A 16,928-nucleotide genomic window follows, 5' to 3' on the forward strand; every position below is an offset into this window, starting at 1 on the left:
ATGACAAAGAACATTCATGATGTTGCATATGAATTACAAAAAGCAATCGCTGAAAACGAAGACTTCAAAACTTTAAAAGAGAGCTACGCAGCAGTTCAAGCCGATGCGGCTTCAAAGAACTTATTTGATGAGTTCCGTACAATGCAACTTAGCCTACAACAAAAAATGATGCAAGGCCAAGAAATCACTGAAGAAGACAACCAACAAGCACAAGAAGTTGTAGCTCGCATTCAACAAGATGCTAAAATTACAAAATTAATGGAAACTGAGCAACGCCTAAACGTTGTAATCGGTGACGTTAACAAAATTATCATGAAGCCACTTGAAGAATTATATAGCGCGCAACAACAAGCGTAATAGTGGAAGACGCTCCTAAAGGGGCGTCTTTTTATTGTTTATGACACAGAGAATCGCGTCTTTTACGTATATAAAAGGTGCGATTTTATATTTTCGTTTACACGCATTTGGATTGCGGTGTCTATAAACGCTCGATTGATTCAGCTAATAATCAGTGTTTTTTCATCGCCACTCACTGTTTATTATTTGAAATTTATATGAATATAGAGCATATTGAGGGAATTCTCTTTCAGCCATCTCCTATCTATTTCGTAGAGGCGCATTAGTATTTCGGTGAAACAATTGTAATTTTTACATATAATGTATGTGCTGCGGAGAAAATTAATAGAGATAAATGGAAGAGGTTAGAATAGATGGAGACCCTTATAGATTTACATAGTTTTAAAACGGAAATATTAGCGAAACATGTACTTCATATGATGATAGAAAATGATTTCTTTTATCAAGGATCGCAATTGGTTGAAAATATTTGGGTAAATGATTCAACTATTTTTATAAATAACGTAAAGATACTTACAAAAGGTATTGAGATTTATAAAAAGAATAATGAATTTTATTTAACACGTCAGCCAGATAGTACTAAAGTAATATTATATTAATATAGTATATATAGTGGGAAAGTAGCTTATAATTCTCAAAAATTTGTGTTATAATTTTTTCCTAATCTAACGATGGTGAGTATATATTTTTATGGGATTCTGATTTTTTAGAAGTGTGTTTAATCTATGTGCTTTTGAAAAATATAGAGCCATTTTTAATGTTTTAGGTGTAAGATAAATAATTCTATATTTATTGAGGAATGAAAAACAAAAAAATTTTAAGAATACCTAGGGAGGGCAATATATATTTTATTTACCTTTGAAAAAATGCGGATTTATTTTCAATGTGAAAGTATAAGGTAAATAATTCTATATTTATTGAGGAATGAAAAACAAAAAAATTTCCTTGGATAATACCTAGGGGGGGCAATGTATATGGTTGCGTTTGCAAAAGGATTTATGCAATGATAGCAAGAATGTGGAAATCTAAGTGGCAGTTGTTGATTCTATTATTTTCACTTATAGTTAGTGTTTATTTCGCTAGTTTAATAAAAGAATATCCTGAGATGGGTATATCTGTAAAAAAAGATTCTAACCAATATGTTATATATGACTTATCAAAATATAGTTGGGCAGGAAAAAGAGATTTCCAAATAGGAGATATTATAGAAAAAATTGATGACGAGTCACCATCTAAACATTTTACAGTTGGATCGTATCATTCAATTGAACAAGCGAAAAAAATCACATTAAATAGGAATGGGGAAATAAAAGAGTATGAGATAAAATATACACCTTATAGTAAGCAATTATTTTATCATTTGTTCATTCCAGTTGGGTTTTATGTAGTATGTTTTTTGATGGCATTCTATCTTTTAATGTTTGTTCCTGAAATGAATCGTAGTACCATTAATCTAGTATATTTTTTAATTTCTCTTGGTGTGAACTTTATTAGTATTATGGCTGTTGAAAGAGATGATATATTCTCTTTTATTGTGGCTTCAATTTCATTAGTATGTTCATTTACTTTCTTTATTCGGTTCATGATGTTGTATTTTTTGAATAATCAAATAAAGTTTTTGATACCAAAGCAATCAAAAGTTTTAAATGCAATATCGATATTCCTTATTATAGTGAGTATTTTCGTATATATAGAACATAATGAATGGGCTAATTTGTTTACGATCATTTTAAGTTTGATATTATTTTGTTGTACAGTATACCTTTTAGTAAGATTTTATTTTAAAAGTAAAAATAGTAGTTACATTAAATATTTAAAAATTATTATTATTAGTTTTTTTGTGTCGGCAACCCCATTTGTTTGTTTATATTTAATTCCAAATTTATATTATGGAGAAGAGTTTATAAGCAGTGAAACAACGGGGATTTTCTTTTTATTTATCCCAGTGTGCTTGTTTTATTTAGTAATTGCAGGGAAGTTGTTTAATTTTAGATTTATTATTCAGCGACTACCGCATTATATTATTTTATCTGTAGGGATTAACATATTTTTGGCAGTATTAACTATGGTAATTTTTGAAGAGAGTGAGGCAAGTCTATTAGAGTGGATAAAATTTAGAATTATTGCTATTATTATCTGTATTTGTTTTTTATATATTAAGGATTATATAGATTTTAAGTTGAGAAAAAGTTTATATCATCATCAAAAAAATTATCAATTCAGTTTGCATCGATTTTTACATCAAGCAAAAAATGAATATAAACTATCAAATTTAATTTATAGTATGCGAAGAGAAATAGCGGATATTTTAAAACTTGAAGAGACGTGCTGCGTAGAAATAAATAAAATTGAGAAGTCTGTCCGTGTTTTGGATAGTGAATATGTTCCTCACCGGACGATAGAAACGTTATTTAATCATCAACTAGATACCTACAAGGTTGGTTCCATCGTACAGTTAGAAAAACACTTTGGATTTGTTTTATCTGCTTCAGCAGATAAAATGCTTATTTTATTGTGTAATTATAATGGAAAAGAAAATTTAAATGTAGATGAAGTAGTTTGGATTGAAACATTATGTAATTATGCAGATTTATTATTAGAGTGTTCTAATCAAATTGAAGATTTATTAAAGCAATTACAGGAAATAAAAAGTTTAGAGCACCCACCCATGTGGTTGGCGAGACTTATGTTCAAACTATCGGAAAAAGAACGAACAAATCTTGCAAGTGATATACATGATGGAGTTTTGCAAGATCAAATACGTTTAACTAGAAAATTTGAGAGTTATAATGAACGTGTTAAAGATGAGGAAATGAAAGATATACTTAATGAAATACATGAAGAGCTATTAGATCATATTTATACAATTCGTGAAACATGTAATAATTTGAGGCCGCCATTTTTATATGAAGTAGGTTTAAAACAAGCACTACTGAATTTATTTAAGCAGATTAATTTAAAAGCGACCTTTTTCTTCTATTATGATATTCCTGAAAGAATTGTTGTGCCTAGTATTGAACATGAACAAGCGATTTATCGAATTGTACAGGAGCTATTAAGTAACGCGATGAAACATTCAAAATCGACAAATGTAACGATAAGATTATTTCAAAAAGATGATTATCTATATTTAACTTATGTAGATAATGGGATCGGTATTAAGTTAGATGAAGTAAACTATTCTTATAACACATTAGGTTTGTCTGGGATTGTCACTAGGATACAAAGTTTGAATGGAGAGATGTCTGTTGAATCAAAACCTAATCTTGGTTTGCAAATACTTATTAAATTTAAAGATAATTAGCTTTTGATGAGTCATCAGATGATAGGGTGATTTTGTGTGTAATGATATTGAAAGGATGAGAATATGATTTCAATACTTGTAGTAGATGATCATGTTGCAGTAGGATTAGGGACGAAGGCGTTAATTGAAAAATACGATGAGATGAATGTAGATGTAGTTCATAATAGTATAGAAGTAGAAAAAATAATTAAGAATCAAAAATATGATGTTTACTTAATTGATTTACAAATGCCGAATATAAACGGTTTAGAGTTATCTAAGAAAATATTAAAGATACATTCAGAGGCATCGATCCTTATTTTTACAGGATTTGATGTATTTGCACATTATAATTTGCTAATAGATAATGGGATTCTTGGTGTATTGAGTAAAACTTCTTCTGAGGAGCAAGTGATAAATGCAATACACCATGCAGTGAAAAAAGAAGTTGTTTTACCTTATCAATTAGTTAGGCAATTGAGAATAACAGAAAATATATCAAATATAAGCATAGAAGATGGACCCGAAAGGGCAGTATCTTTAAATGAAGAAGAGAAAAAAATCCTAGTTGAAGTAAGTAAGGGGAAAACAAATAGAGAGCTTGCCGAAATATTAAATTTAAGTCAAAGGTCGGTAGAATATAAATTAACTGACATATTTCATAAGTTACAGGTGTCATCAAGGATGGAAGCAGTACAAAAGGCGCAAGAACTAGGGATTATTTATACTTTAACAATATGAAGCAATTAGGATTGGTTATATGTGTATAAGTGTAACTTGTTTATGAAAGAGAAAGATTTATATAAAACAAAATAAGGTTTATTTCGCTAGGCATAAGCTCAATATAATATTGGTTTATGCCTTTTTTATTTATGTGATATGGATAATTTTGGTTTTTCGCACGGTTTCCCGCAAAAATAAATGCGTTCCCCCGTGCGTACTTTTCGTTTATGTATTTCAAGAAAATGGTTAACATTATATGTAGAGTTGAAAACTTAGTTGTCTTACTTAATGGATATAGACTAAAAAAGATAAATTGAAGTATTTAATTATATGTGTTTTAAGTACTTTAGTGAATAAAGAAAGGAGGAAAATGAAGATATTGAATAAAAGAAAAAAAATAGGGCGTATTTGTTTAGCAAGTACGATTATTTTTACACAATTAAGTACATTAGATGCTTTATCAAGTACAGCTTATGCAATTGAAGATAATCAAGAAATAAAATTATTGTTACAATCTGAAAAGAATAAAGCGCAGGTAGATGAAGAAATAGTATTAAGAATAATGGAATTGAAAAAAACTGGTGACAAAGTTGAGATTGTAGTGCCAGAAGGTATGGAATTTGATGAAGAGGCGACTAAACTATTGAATGAACGAAATGGCACGTCTGAAAGAATTCGTTTAATAGAAAATGCGGTAATTCAAATTGAGAAAAATTCACAAAGTAAAGCTTTAGATGTAGTACGTTTGTCGGTGAAAGGAAAAAGGCCTGGAACTTATAAATTCGAGACGAAGCTAAAGCAAGGGAATCAAGAAGTTCAATCGAAAATAAATCCAATAGTATATATTACTGAAAATCCAATGGTGAAAGGGACTTCTGAAGAGAAGAAGTCTGACATCATTCATCAAAGTGATAAAGAAGAAAAAAGCGAAAAAAATGTAGAAATCCATAATGAAGAAGGCACTGGGCTAAAAGAAGTAAGCTCTGAAGAAAGCAAAGAAAATGTCGTGAAACAGAAAGAAACAACTCAAGCAGAAATAGAAAAAATAATTGATTCAGAAAAAACACATGTTGAAGAAGTGAAAAATGAAGAAAAAGCGTCTAATGAAAAAGCGACTATAGAAAAGGTAGAAGAGCGCTTAGAGAACCAGGAAGTTAAACATGCTGTAGTAAATGGCACAGTAGATGTTTATGATGATAAAACATTTAGAGAAGCGTTGAATGATAAGAGTGTTTCAAAGATTAACATCAAAAACGACTTTACTGTAAATCACCCTGCATATGGTTTTCTCACTTTTCCAGTTAGATCAGATTTGGTGATTGAAGGAAATGGTCATACTGTTGACTTTGGAGGGCTATGTGGGGTTTTCACAGCTACTGTGGCGAATAAAATGAATCTTACTATACGAAATATAAACATTCTTGGAAGTAACTATTATGGACCGTTTCGGATGGATGCACCTCCGAATTCTAACTCTGCTTTTATAAAATATGAAAACTTGAGTTATATAGGACCGCAGTTAACGTGTTCTTATAATGCGGATGTTATATTTGCTGGTAAGCTGAATGTTCAATCGGTTGAAAAATACACGTCATTAGACGGAAAATCTATTCCAACTATCGGTACAGATACACAGCAAAATGTTGAAGCGACAAATGTGAAATTTCTTGAAGGTACTCATTATACTGGTAGTACTAAAAAATCAGCAGTATTTGGGCTATTTAATGGTGGAACAGTAGATGTAGGGAAAGATGCCATTATTGATGTTTCAGCATCTGATACTGGCGGAGAAAATCCGCAGGCAGTAATTGTAACGCAAGGGCAGTTTATAATCCATGACGGTGCAAAAGTTAACGTGAATACAACTTCAACTAGCAATCGAGGCGGAATACGTGTTGAAGGAACAAATTCGGGGATTACTGTAAAAAAGAATGCAGAGTTGAACATTAATACAAAAGGTAATCTAGGTTACAATGCGCTTTATCTAGGACCAAGTGCAAATCTTAAAGTTGCTGATAGTGCGAAATTAACTGTGAAATCAGAAAACACATCAACTTCTACGCAAGCAAGTGTATATGCAGGGAATGGAAGCTCTTTTATAATTGGTGAAAAATCAACGTTCGATGTACATTCCGATGGAACTGGATCAAAAAACCTTATTTATATTGGTACAAATGCAAAGTTCCAATTCGCAAATGCTGAAAGAGTAAATTTGGCATTAGATAATTCTCATGCATCAAGTAGGCTAATTTATATGTATGGTGTAAGTGGAGTATTAGATGTAGATGTACAGCGTGTAAAAGCTTGGAAAAATGGTGTGTCAATCGATGATGATGATAAACCAAGTTACATCTGGAATCCGATGTATGGAATGCAGGTTAAATATAATTATAGTGACGTTAGAGAAGCAGTAGGGAATTCATTAACTGAAAAAGTACAAAATGATTTCCGAGAAAACTTCCGAACGCAAAACTTTAAAAGAGTACTATTTGAATATATTCCAAATGTAGCAGTTTCTATTGATGAATTAACAGATAATCAGAATAAAGAAAACAGTCATATTATTACGGGTGTTACAAATCCAGGTGCGTTAGTGCGTTTATCAGGAGACGATGCAATTCCAAGTCCAACAATTGATTCTTCTGATATAAATATTTCTGAAAAGTATCACGTAGTTGCTGATAGTGAAGGGAAATATTCATTTACTTTGCCTAAAGGGAAATATTTAACGGCTGGAAATACAGTAAAAGCTTTCTCGTATTTAAATGGTAAATTTGCTGAGTCAAAAACAATTGTTAAGGATGAAACAGCTCCAGAAAAGCCTATTCTTGAGGAACCAATTAAAGATATATCCGAAAAGTTTCAAGGAAAAGCTGAACCAAATTCATTCGTACATATTTATAGTGAGGATGTGCTAATTGGATCGGTGAAAGCAGATGCTAACGGAATATATACATTTGTAATACCAGAAGAGAAAAGACCTTTAGTTCCTGGAACTAAATATTATGCAACAGCTACAGATGCAGCAGGAAACGTAAGTGAGAAATCTGATCTCGTTAGCGTGAAAGATACAATGCCACCGACAGCTAGTCCGGTTACTCAAGTAATCAAAATTGGGGATGATTTATCGGATAATGCGAAAGATTATGTAACGAATGTAAATGATAATGCAGGTATTTCTGATAGTAATCTTTCTTACAAAGTTACGAAAAACCCAGATGTATCGAAAATAGGATATGTTGAAGCTGAAGTTACAATAACGGATGCGGCTGGAAACGCAACGAAAGTGATTGTTCCTGTATTCATAAAAGATGATCAGGTTACGATTGGAAATGAAGCTGCCATACAGGCGAGGGATTTTGTATCTGTTGTAGATGATGTGCCGACAGATGTGGAACAGTTAAAGCAGTTTATATTGAAAGAAGCAGAAGTGAAGGCGTGGGAACTTCCAGGCGGAGCTGATGTTACGAAGGAAGTTCAAATTGTAGATATAGGTGGTTTAACAAATCAAATTGGTGATTACACTGTAACTTTAAAAGTTAAAGATGTTGAAAGAAAGATTAAAGTAAGTGTAATTGGTGGGAATCTTGAGCTAATTGATGTGCCACAAAGTATTTCGTTTGGTAATGTAAAAGTTCAATCAAGGGAGAAAGTCTTTAACCGTAACGGTATGAAAGGAAAATTAATTGTTTCTGATAAACGTAAAGATAAGACTGAGTGGCAAGTTTATGTAAAGCAAACAAGCCCATTAATGAATACGGACAATGATATATTACCTGATTCGATTGTATATAGTACAAATGGTATTGATACCGTATTAAATGAACAGTCTTACTTAGTTACTACTCATACTTCAACGAATAATGAAGATGTTTCGTTTGATTGGAAGGATGACGAAGGGATTCGCTTACGGGTTACTTCAGGTCCAAATATAAAAGTAAATAAGAGCTATAAAGGTGAGCTTGAATGGACGTTAACGAATGCTCCAATTTAAAGTGAAATATCTAGAAGCTAGAATGTAGATATTAAATTTAGAAAGGAGATAGTGTAATGGTGAAGAAATACGTCCTATTACTGATGATACTAGTAGTACCGGTGTTTCTCTTTTATGAAGAAGTATTGGCAAATAGTATGAATTCAAAAGCAGGAATTACTTTTTCAAATAGTTATAATCCGTCAGAAATTGAGGATCCATTGATTCCAGATGGATCTAAAATAGTCGTCAATATATCAGACGACCGGATTACTAATAAGGTGTTGCCAAAAACAGGCGGACAAACCTCACTTATTTTGCAGTATGCAGGGGTAGGTTTATTGATAGCAGCCTGTATAACATTATTTCAAACTAGGAAAATAGAAACAAAAGTTTCTATTAAATAAATTAATTTAGTGGAGGTAAATGATGAAATTAACAAAATTAGCATTAGCAGGAGCGGTATCACTTGCAGCGCTTGCAGGGGGAACACAAGCATTTGCAGAAGAAGCAGCTTCAATGAAGTCTGTAACGGATGTAATCTTTACAGAAAATGAAGGTATTACGGGACCGGTTGATCCAACGAACCCAGATGAAGTAGTTGAGCCGATTGAAGATCCAGAAAATCCAGACGATACACATGAGCCAGGAACCAATGGACCGTTAAGTATTGATTATGTATCTAATTTCCATTTCGGAAAACAATCGATTTCTGGTCATGATAAAGTTTACTATGCTGAGTTAGAAAATGTAAAAACAGCATCAGGACAAACAAAAAAAGTGCCAAATTATGTACAAATCACAGATAACCGTGGTACAAACGTAGGGTGGAAACTGACGGTAAAACAAGATGATCAATTTACAACTGCAGACGGTAAAAAGTTGGATGGTGCTGAGATTAAATTAATGAATTCAGTTGTAAACTCTGCAACAGATAAAAAATACGCGCCAACGGCAAAACCTGTAACGTTAAATCCAGACGGATCAGCACAAGATGTAACGAGTGCACAACAAGGTCAAGGTATGGGAACATGGACAACTGCATATGGTCAAGATATTGAACAAGCTAAAAACAGTGTTAGTTTATCTGTACCAGGTACAACAGAAAAGGTAAAAGATGCAAAGTATAAAACGACATTAACTTGGACTTTAGAGGATACACCGAAATAATTTCTGAATATTGAAAAAGAAAAATAACGTAAAAGGAGAACTAATATGAAATTTACAAAAGTAGCAGTAGTAGGAGCATTCGCATTAACAACATTAGCGGGAGGAACATCAGCTTTCGCAGAAAAAGATGGTGGAACGTTAAATTCAAAAGCTTTTATTCAGTTTGAAAAAAATACAGATACGGTAGATCCAATTAATCCAATTAATCCGGATGAAGTAGTAGAGCCAATTGTAGATCCAGAAAATCCAGATGATACACATGAGCCAGGAACCAACGGCCCGTTAAGTATCGACTATGTATCTAACTTTAATTTTGACAAACAAAAAGCATCTGGTAATAACGAGGTGTACTATGCAAAATTAGATAATGTGAAAAATAAAAAAACAGGTGCTGAAAGTGAAGTTCCAAACTTTGTACAAGTAACAGATAATCGTGGTACAAATGCAGGGTGGAAATTAACAGTAAAACAAAACGATCAATTTACAACTGCAGATGCTAAAGAGTTAACGGGAGCTACTTTAACGCTGAAGAACGGTACGTTAAATTCCGCAGCTGGTAGTAAGGCACCAACAGCTGCACAAAATATCGCTTTAACTCCAGGTCAAGCTTTTGATGTTGCGACAGCCCAAGAAGAAGAAGGTATGGGAACATGGACGAATTCGTTCGGTGAATCAGTAAAAGATGGCGAGAAGAGCGTTGAGTTAAGTGTACCGGGTAAAACGAAAAAAGAACAAGCTCAGTACACAACTTCTCTAACTTGGGAATTAAAAGACGCACCAATGTAATAGAAGCATTTAAGAGAAATAACGAAAGAGATAAAGCTGTTTTTCAGTCTTTATCTCTTTCGTTTGTATATTAAACTATGGAATATGTGAGGAATATAGTATGAAATATGTAAAGAAAATTATGAGTTTTTTATTGGCTGTAGCGATTTGTATAACTGTTTTTAATGTGAAAGTAGAAGCAGCTGAAATGAAATTTGCGGTAACCGCGGTCATTCCAGAAAATCAAGTGGATAAAAACCAAACATATTTTGATTTGAAGATGGAACCAGGACAAAAACAAACGCTGCAAGTACAAATGAAAAATGATACAGATAAAGAAGTAGAAGTAGAGACAAATGCGAATACCGCAATTACAAATAATAATGGAATCACTGATTACAGTGTAGTGAATCCAGAGTTTGATACTACATTAAAGACACCATTTTCAAAAATTGCTAAAGTACAAAAGGAGACAAAAATTCCAGCGAAAAGTACAGTAGTAGTAAATGTGAATATTGAAATGCCTACAGAATCATATGATGGTGTGATTTTAGGTGGTTTATACTTTAAAGAAAAAGAAGATGAAGAAGATAAGAAAAAATCAGAAGGTGTGCAAATCAAAAATAAGTATGCATATGCTATCGGTGTTGTATTAAGAGAAACGGATGCAGAAGTAAAACCAGATATGAAATTAAATGAAGTAAAACCAGGTCAAGTGAATGCGCGTAATGTAGTGACAGCGAATTTACAAAATATAAAACCAGCAATGTTAAAGAATTTAAGCGTAGATGCAAAGGTATACACTGAAAAAGGTAAAGATATACTACATGAAACGAAAAAAGAAAATTTAAGAATGGCACCAAATTCTAACTTCGATTATGCAATTAGTTGGGACAATAAAGCTTTAGAGCCAGGAACATACCGTCTAGAAATGAAAGCAACGGACGGTGACCAGAAATGGGAGTGGACCAAAAAATTTACGATTGAAGGAAAAGAAGCACAGAAGTTAAATGATACAGCTGTAGAGGCCAAAAAGGATTATACTCTGTACTATATTATCGGTGGAATTTTATTACTTGTAGCACTACTAGTTTTAGTATTCTTGCTAGGAAGACGCTCTAAGAAAAAAGATGGCGAACAAGAATAGTAAACGATATATATTGATGATGTAAGTACTATTAAGAGAATGATAGCATGATACAAAACACTGTTAAGAAATAGTGTTTTGTATTTTTTTATAAAGTATTTGAAAGAAAGAGAATATTAGTCAGAATGGCCAATTTATAGATTCGCAAGGTCGTAAATTAACAGGTTTGAAAATTACGTGATTTTGGAAAGTGTGTATAATATACGGGTGTGAAAGAGAAGGGGATGTAATATAACAATATTATTATATGATTTTTAAAATGTGCACTGCGTTATGAATGGGAAAAGAGGGCGATACAAGATGCGAATTGGAAAAAAGGTGATAATTGTTATGATAATAGCAATTATTAATATTTCTTTATTATTTTCTAATCTCAATGTACTAGCGGTTGAGGTGTAAAAGAACCGCTAATTAATGCTATGAGGTATGTAAAGGGCAGTCAACAATATACGTTAGGTGAAACGGCTGTAGAAGTGGCTGCGTCTATTTCAAGGAATAACGAACCGACTGAAGTAGCTTGGAATGAAGAAACGAATGGTATCCGATTATTTATTGAGCCTAGTCCGCTTATTAAAGTTGGTATGGAATATAAAGGAAAGTTAGAGTGGGTGTTAGCAGATGTGCCGATATAACGCGGTATTCACGCAAGAAAAAATGCGTGAATGCGAGAGGAATGTTCGGTGATATAAATGGAAGAATATAGTATAGTTACATAAAAGGCAAAATAAACTCGCGAGGACTAGCAGCTTAATATATTGCCTTTTATTAGGGTGTATAGTCGTATTCAAGTATATACTAATTAATAACAATCAATATAAAGAAAATTACTTGAAAGACAGTCAATTATTTTAAGACACGGTAAAAAATTGCTGTAATAAGTTATTAGTATTGCATTGTTAAAAGAGTAATTTAGGGTTGAGTTACTCCAATTGATAAAAATCCTATACTTTGTCAATATAGTGATTTTATCGTCCATTATTTGTTGTTATTTTGCGTTTGTTGTTTTTGCTTTGGCCTCCTTTAAGGAGGCCTTTTTTTGGGGAAACGGATGAAGTGCATCCTTACACATAATAAAGCCTCTTTAAAATCCCTATATGTTGGTGAATATTTTAAAGAGGAATGTATGATCTAACATGTATTATCACTTACTGAAATACTCAGTTTTAATGTTCTTTTCCTTCAAAAACTTTTCAATTTCTTTTTGCTTCCTACCATTAGCTTTCTCAAAGCGCTTTGTAAAAGAGAAATCAGTTTTGAATAAGTTACGATCTTGAGCGAGTTTGTCTAATTCTTGATCTAGTTCTACTGAAAGTGCTGTAGATGATGAAATAAATTCATATATTTCTTTTGAAGGCTTTTTGTAATCATCAGGGATTGTATTGTTACTAATAAAATTATGGAAGTTTGTATCATTTTGTTTCGCTAATTCTATTAGTTTTTGTAATTTTTCTCGGTCAGATTCAGTGATATTTTCATCGGATGTAGTGGATGAAAGTGGAACGATATTTTCGTCTAACTCTCCGCTATAATTTAAATAACTTTTTATATTTTGTTTCATTTCGTCTTCACTAATATTTTCATTTTTCTTTGAGGAACTAAATATATTTTCTGGAACTTTAATAGCAACATCTTTAATAGATTGGACATCGTTTTCTTCCTTAGGTTGTACACTGTTTGAACAAGCTGATAGAAATAACATTGTAAGTAACATGAGTGGATATAAAATATACTTTTTCATATTAATCTCCTTTTATATTCATTAGTATCTTTGTAAAATAGCTAAATTCCATTTTAAATACTTAACTAAAAGTGAGTATATATGTTTTATTAATTGATAAGATATGACGGATATTAGTAAGCCGATGCAAAAAGCTATAAATACATTATAAACATCGGAATAACTGATTTGATGAAACCCTTTAAAGAATCCTAATCCTATTAATAAGATAGGTGAAATAATTAATAATGGTGTAGCAATTATAAGTGCTAGAAGAAGCGGTAATAGAAAGAGTAATACGAAAAAGGCGATAATGATAAATATAAAGTTTAAAACACTTAAGCTCATAACAGAAAACAGTGCTGTCATAATATTTTTTAGGCTGCGTTTCTTGTCAGCTTTACTTATTACATATGAAATATTAAGTTCTTTAGCGATAGTTTTAGGATTTCCTAGCTTTTTAGAAATTTCCTCTTCAGATATTCCATCTTGTTTACCACTAATAAAATGAGTTTCGTACTCCGAGATAATATCCTCCTTTTCTGAATTAGGCATATTCCGTAGGGAAGAACTAAGTTGTTCTAAAAATTCACTTTTGTTCATAACGATCACTTTCCTTTATAAAATGATGAATTATGGCTGAAAATCCTATCTTTTTTCTAAACAGCACACACAATCTATATCTACTTTTTGAAAGGAGATATACTAATTGCGAATAACATTCCAAATAATGGGTATTTCATTATTTACAAATATATCACTTACTATTGTTCTTTGCAAGGTACTATAAGATTGTTTAATATTATAAATGGGTGAAAATATTTTTGCGTATTTTTAGAAGAGATATAAAAATGTTATTTTAAGATAAACAAAAGGTTGTAAGCGCATTCTTTAAAACTTGTCAAAATAATTTCAAATTCATATTGTTGGAAAAATAATGCATTTGTAATATAATGATAAAGATACTTCACCAGCTTAATTAACTAGGTGAAATTAAAATCTTTATTACACACATTATGAAATAAAGGGATGATTAGTTTGAGTACAGGTGTAAAAGCAAACGACGTGAAGACAAAAACAAAAGGAGCAGATCTTGTTGTTGATTGTTTAATTAAACAAGGTGTTACACATGTTTTCGGTATTCCAGGAGCAAAGATTGACTCTGTATTTGATGTATTGCAAGAAAGAGGACCAGAGTTAATCGTTTGTCGTCATGAACAAAATGCAGCATTTATGGCAGCTGCTATTGGTAGATTAACAGGGAAACCGGGCGTATGTCTTGTAACTTCAGGACCAGGGACATCAAATTTAGCGACAGGTCTTGTTACTGCGAATGCGGAGAGTGATCCCGTTGTTGCTTTAGCTGGTGCAGTACCGCGTACGGATCGATTAAAACGTACGCATCAATCTATGGATAATGCTGCACTATTCGAACCAATCACAAAATATAGCGTAGAAGTAGAGCATCCTGATAATGTGCCAGAAGCACTTAGTAATGCATTTCGAAGTGCGACTTCCACAAATCCGGGAGCTACTTTAGTAAGTCTTCCGCAAGACGTTATGACTGCGGAAACAACTGTAGAGTCTATCGGTGCGCTTTCTAAGCCACAGCTTGGAATCGCTCCCACAAATGATATTACATATGTAGTAGAAAAAATAAAATCAGCGAAATTACCAGTTATTTTACTCGGTATGAGAGCGAGCACAAATGAAGTGACGAAAGCTGTTCGTAAATTAATTGCGGATACAGAACTTCCTGTCGTTGAAACATATCAAGCAGCTGGTGCGATTTCACGTGAGTTAGAAGATCATTTCTTCGGCCGCGTTGGATTATTCCGTAACCAACCAGGTGATATTTTACTAGAAGAAGCAGACCTTGTTATTTCTATCGGTTATGATCCAATCGAGTATGATCCAAAATTCTGGAATAAACTTGGCGACAGAACGATTATTCATCTTGACGACCATCAAGCAGATATCGACCATGATTACCAACCAGAGCGTGAATTAATTGGTGATATTGCCTTAACGGTAAATAGCATCGCGGAGAAATTACCGAAACTTGTATTAAGTACGAAATCAGAAGCGGTATTAGAACGATTACGCGCGAAATTATCAGAACAAGCAGAAGTTCCGAACCGTGCTTCGGAGGGTGTTACGCATCCACTTCAAGTGATTCGTACACTTCGTTCTTTAATTAGTGACGATACAACTGTTACATGTGACATCGGTTCCCATTCTATTTGGATGGCGAGATGTTTCCGTTCTTATGAACCACGTAGATTATTATTTAGTAACGGCATGCAAACGTTAGGTGTTGCACTTCCTTGGGCAATCGCAGCTACTTTAGTAGAACCAGGTAAAAAAGTAGTTTCCGTATCAGGTGACGGTGGTTTCTTATTCTCAGCGATGGAGTTAGAAACGGCGGTACGTTTAAATTCTCCAATCGTCCATCTTGTTTGGAGAGACGGCACATATGATATGGTTGCATTCCAACAAATGATGAAATACGGTAGAACATCAGCTACAGAGTTTGGTGATGTTGATCTTGTGAAATATGCGGAAAGTTTCGGAGCGTTAGGTCTTCGTGTTAACACGCCTGATGAATTAGAAGGGGTATTAAAAGAAGCATTAGCAGCAGATGGTCCTGTCATTATTGATATTCCAATTGACTATCGTGACAACATTAAATTAAGCGAAAAATTATTACCAAACCAATTAAACTAATGGAGGCAGATTTGAGATGACTGTTGCGCAATTAATTGATATTGATGCAAAAAAAACGAAAATGAGTAATGAAGTATATCAAACATCTACAATGCTTGCGCTATTAGATGGTATATATGATGGTGTGATTAGCTTTGAAGATTTGAAAAAACATGGTGATTTCGGCATCGGCACATTTGATCAATTAGATGGTGAAATGATTGCATTTGATAATGAATTTTATCATTTACGTTCAGACGGTTCAGCGGAAAAAGTAGAGCCAGAAGAAACAACGCCATTTGCGACTGTAACGTTTTTTGAAAAAGAAATGAGTTATACGGTAGAGCATCCGATGAATCGTGAAGAAGTTGAAGCATTATTACATGAATTAATGCCAAGTAAAAACTTATTTTACGCTATTCGAATGGACGGTACGTTCCGTGAAGTAAGAACGAGAACTGTTCCAAGACAAGAAAAACCGTATACACCACTCGTTGAAGTGACGAAATCGCAACCAATCTTTTCGTTTGAAAATACAGAAGGTACGCTTGCTGGATTTTGGACACCAGATTACGCACAAGGTATTGGGGTAGCTGGATTCCACTTACATTACATTGATGATGAAAGAAGCGGAGGCGGACATGTTTTCGACTATGTTGTAGAAAACTGCACGATCCAAATTTGTCAAAAAGCTCATATGCATTTAGCACTTCCAGAAACAGCAGATTTTATGGCGGCTGAATTATCAAGAGAAAACTTAGAGGATAATATTGCAACTGCGGAAGGTGCAGAGTAAGAGGGAAAGACTGTTCCATTTTGGAACAGTCTTCTTTTATTCGTAATGTTATTATTTGTCGATAAATCGATATTTCTTGTCGAACCGTTGATATATTGTAAGTTATGATAGATATATTTGAAAAATCGTTGATATATTGTAAGTTACGATAGATATATTTGAAAGATCATTGATATCGTTTATTTCTTTGAAACAAACGGATGCCCCTTATAATAAAAACGCCACGGATAATGTACAGCTTCTTCTGCATAGTCGATATTAATACGAGGTCCTGCTGTTATTTTATATTGT

14 protein-coding genes and 1 pseudogene are annotated in these 16,928 nt (G+C 33.0%); 12 read left to right on the forward strand and 3 right to left on the reverse strand.

All coding sequences use genetic code 11. The annotated features are described in order from the left end of the window. The 10 genes from MR160_RS10945 to MR160_RS10990 all read left to right on the forward strand — a co-directional run bounded on the left by MR160_RS10945 (position 1) and on the right by MR160_RS10990 (position 12,050). Positions 1-357 (forward strand): YlbF/YmcA family competence regulator, encoded by a 357-nt coding sequence (locus tag MR160_RS10945; protein ID WP_000164612.1) that lies wholly within the window; start codon positions 1-3, stop codon positions 355-357. Positions 358-710: 353 nt separating this feature from the next. Continuing rightward, positions 711-956 (forward strand): hypothetical protein, encoded by a 246-nt coding sequence (locus MR160_RS10950; RefSeq protein WP_000449033.1) that lies wholly within the window; start codon positions 711-713, stop codon positions 954-956. Between the two features lie 404 nt (positions 957-1,360). Continuing rightward, positions 1,361-3,661, forward strand: a complete 2,301-nt coding sequence (locus tag MR160_RS10955) for an ATP-binding protein (protein ID WP_012614748.1) — start codon at positions 1,361-1,363, stop codon at positions 3,659-3,661. Positions 3,662-3,724: 63 nt separating this feature from the next. Then, positions 3,725-4,381 (forward strand): response regulator transcription factor, encoded by a 657-nt coding sequence (locus tag MR160_RS10960; protein ID WP_000623551.1) that lies wholly within the window; start codon positions 3,725-3,727, stop codon positions 4,379-4,381. 352 nt (positions 4,382-4,733) lie between these two features. Continuing rightward, positions 4,734-8,357, forward strand: coding sequence for a pectate lyase-like adhesive domain-containing protein (locus MR160_RS10965; protein WP_000698521.1), 3,624 nt, complete (start codon positions 4,734-4,736; stop codon positions 8,355-8,357). A 56-nt stretch (positions 8,358-8,413) separates the two neighbouring features. Then, positions 8,414-8,743, forward strand: coding sequence for an LPXTG cell wall anchor domain-containing protein (locus MR160_RS10970; RefSeq protein WP_000239723.1), 330 nt, complete (start codon positions 8,414-8,416; stop codon positions 8,741-8,743). A gap of 22 nt (positions 8,744-8,765) precedes the next feature. Further along, on the forward strand, positions 8,766-9,506 hold the full coding sequence (locus tag MR160_RS10975; RefSeq protein ID WP_000778940.1) for a WxL domain-containing protein: 741 nt from the start codon (positions 8,766-8,768) through the stop codon (positions 9,504-9,506). 45 nt (positions 9,507-9,551) lie between these two features. After that, positions 9,552-10,292: a WxL domain-containing protein gene (locus tag MR160_RS10980; protein WP_000673256.1), complete on the forward strand. Its 741-nt coding sequence runs from the start codon at positions 9,552-9,554 to the stop codon at positions 10,290-10,292. A 100-nt stretch (positions 10,293-10,392) separates the two neighbouring features. Beyond that, positions 10,393-11,418 carry a WxLIP family cell surface protein gene (locus MR160_RS10985; protein WP_000878340.1) on the forward strand — a complete coding sequence of 342 codons (1,026 nt, stop codon included), beginning with the start codon at positions 10,393-10,395 and terminating at the stop codon, positions 11,416-11,418. 419 nt (positions 11,419-11,837) lie between these two features. Further along, entirely contained in the window at positions 11,838-12,050 is a 213-nt protein-coding gene (locus MR160_RS10990; protein WP_001271090.1) for a hypothetical protein, read from the forward strand. Between the two features lie 509 nt (positions 12,051-12,559). Here MR160_RS10990 and MR160_RS10995 read toward each other — a convergent pair. Next, positions 12,560-13,156, reverse strand: coding sequence for an NDxxF motif lipoprotein (locus MR160_RS10995; protein ID WP_000760030.1), 597 nt, complete (start codon positions 13,154-13,156; stop codon positions 12,560-12,562). 21 nt (positions 13,157-13,177) lie between these two features. Continuing rightward, positions 13,178-13,738, reverse strand: a complete 561-nt coding sequence (locus MR160_RS11000) for an HAAS signaling domain-containing protein (protein ID WP_001042971.1) — start codon at positions 13,736-13,738, stop codon at positions 13,178-13,180. A gap of 435 nt (positions 13,739-14,173) precedes the next feature. Between MR160_RS11000 and alsS the strand changes: the two genes are divergently transcribed. Together alsS and alsD are read left to right on the forward strand one after the other, a co-directional pair. Next, on the forward strand, positions 14,174-15,862 hold the full coding sequence (gene alsS, locus MR160_RS11005) for an acetolactate synthase AlsS (protein ID WP_023521267.1): 1,689 nt from the start codon (positions 14,174-14,176) through the stop codon (positions 15,860-15,862). Between the two features lie 16 nt (positions 15,863-15,878). Then, complete coding sequence (gene alsD / locus MR160_RS11010) at positions 15,879-16,637, forward strand: alpha-acetolactate decarboxylase (RefSeq protein WP_153600734.1); 759 nt, start codon at positions 15,879-15,881, stop codon at positions 16,635-16,637. 179 nt (positions 16,638-16,816) lie between these two features. Here alsD and MR160_RS11015 read toward each other — a convergent pair. Beyond that, a pseudogene (locus MR160_RS11015) lies at positions 16,817-16,928 on the reverse strand (DNA-3-methyladenine glycosylase); the annotation flags it as partial.

The sequence above is a fragment of the Bacillus cereus group sp. BfR-BA-01382 genome (assembly GCF_022663475.1).
Classification (GTDB): domain Bacteria; phylum Bacillota; class Bacilli; order Bacillales; family Bacillaceae_G; genus Bacillus_A; species Bacillus_A thuringiensis_S.

Excerpts from the sequence above, each read along its gene's own strand:
- MR160_RS10955 (WP_012614748.1), top strand. The coding sequence starts at position 1,361 with ATGATAGCAAGAATGTGGAAATCTAAGTGGCAGTTGTTGATTCTATTA.
- alsD (WP_153600734.1), top strand. The coding sequence starts at position 15,879 with ATGACTGTTGCGCAATTAATTGATATTGATGCAAAAAAAACGAAAATG.
- MR160_RS10990 (WP_001271090.1), top strand. The coding sequence starts at position 11,838 with ATGAGGTATGTAAAGGGCAGTCAACAATATACGTTAGGTGAAACGGCT.
- MR160_RS10960 (WP_000623551.1), top strand. The coding sequence starts at position 3,725 with ATGATTTCAATACTTGTAGTAGATGATCATGTTGCAGTAGGATTAGGG.
- MR160_RS10985 (WP_000878340.1), top strand. The coding sequence starts at position 10,393 with ATGAAATATGTAAAGAAAATTATGAGTTTTTTATTGGCTGTAGCGATT.
- MR160_RS10980 (WP_000673256.1), top strand. The coding sequence starts at position 9,552 with ATGAAATTTACAAAAGTAGCAGTAGTAGGAGCATTCGCATTAACAACA.
- MR160_RS10995 (WP_000760030.1), bottom strand. The coding sequence starts at position 13,156 with ATGAAAAAGTATATTTTATATCCACTCATGTTACTTACAATGTTATTT.
- MR160_RS10945 (WP_000164612.1), top strand. The coding sequence starts at position 1 with ATGACAAAGAACATTCATGATGTTGCATATGAATTACAAAAAGCAATC.
- MR160_RS10970 (WP_000239723.1), top strand. The coding sequence starts at position 8,414 with ATGGTGAAGAAATACGTCCTATTACTGATGATACTAGTAGTACCGGTG.
- MR160_RS11000 (WP_001042971.1), bottom strand. The coding sequence starts at position 13,738 with ATGAACAAAAGTGAATTTTTAGAACAACTTAGTTCTTCCCTACGGAAT.
- MR160_RS10965 (WP_000698521.1), top strand. The coding sequence starts at position 4,734 with ATGAAGATATTGAATAAAAGAAAAAAAATAGGGCGTATTTGTTTAGCA.
- MR160_RS10950 (WP_000449033.1), top strand. The coding sequence starts at position 711 with ATGGAGACCCTTATAGATTTACATAGTTTTAAAACGGAAATATTAGCG.
- MR160_RS10975 (WP_000778940.1), top strand. The coding sequence starts at position 8,766 with ATGAAATTAACAAAATTAGCATTAGCAGGAGCGGTATCACTTGCAGCG.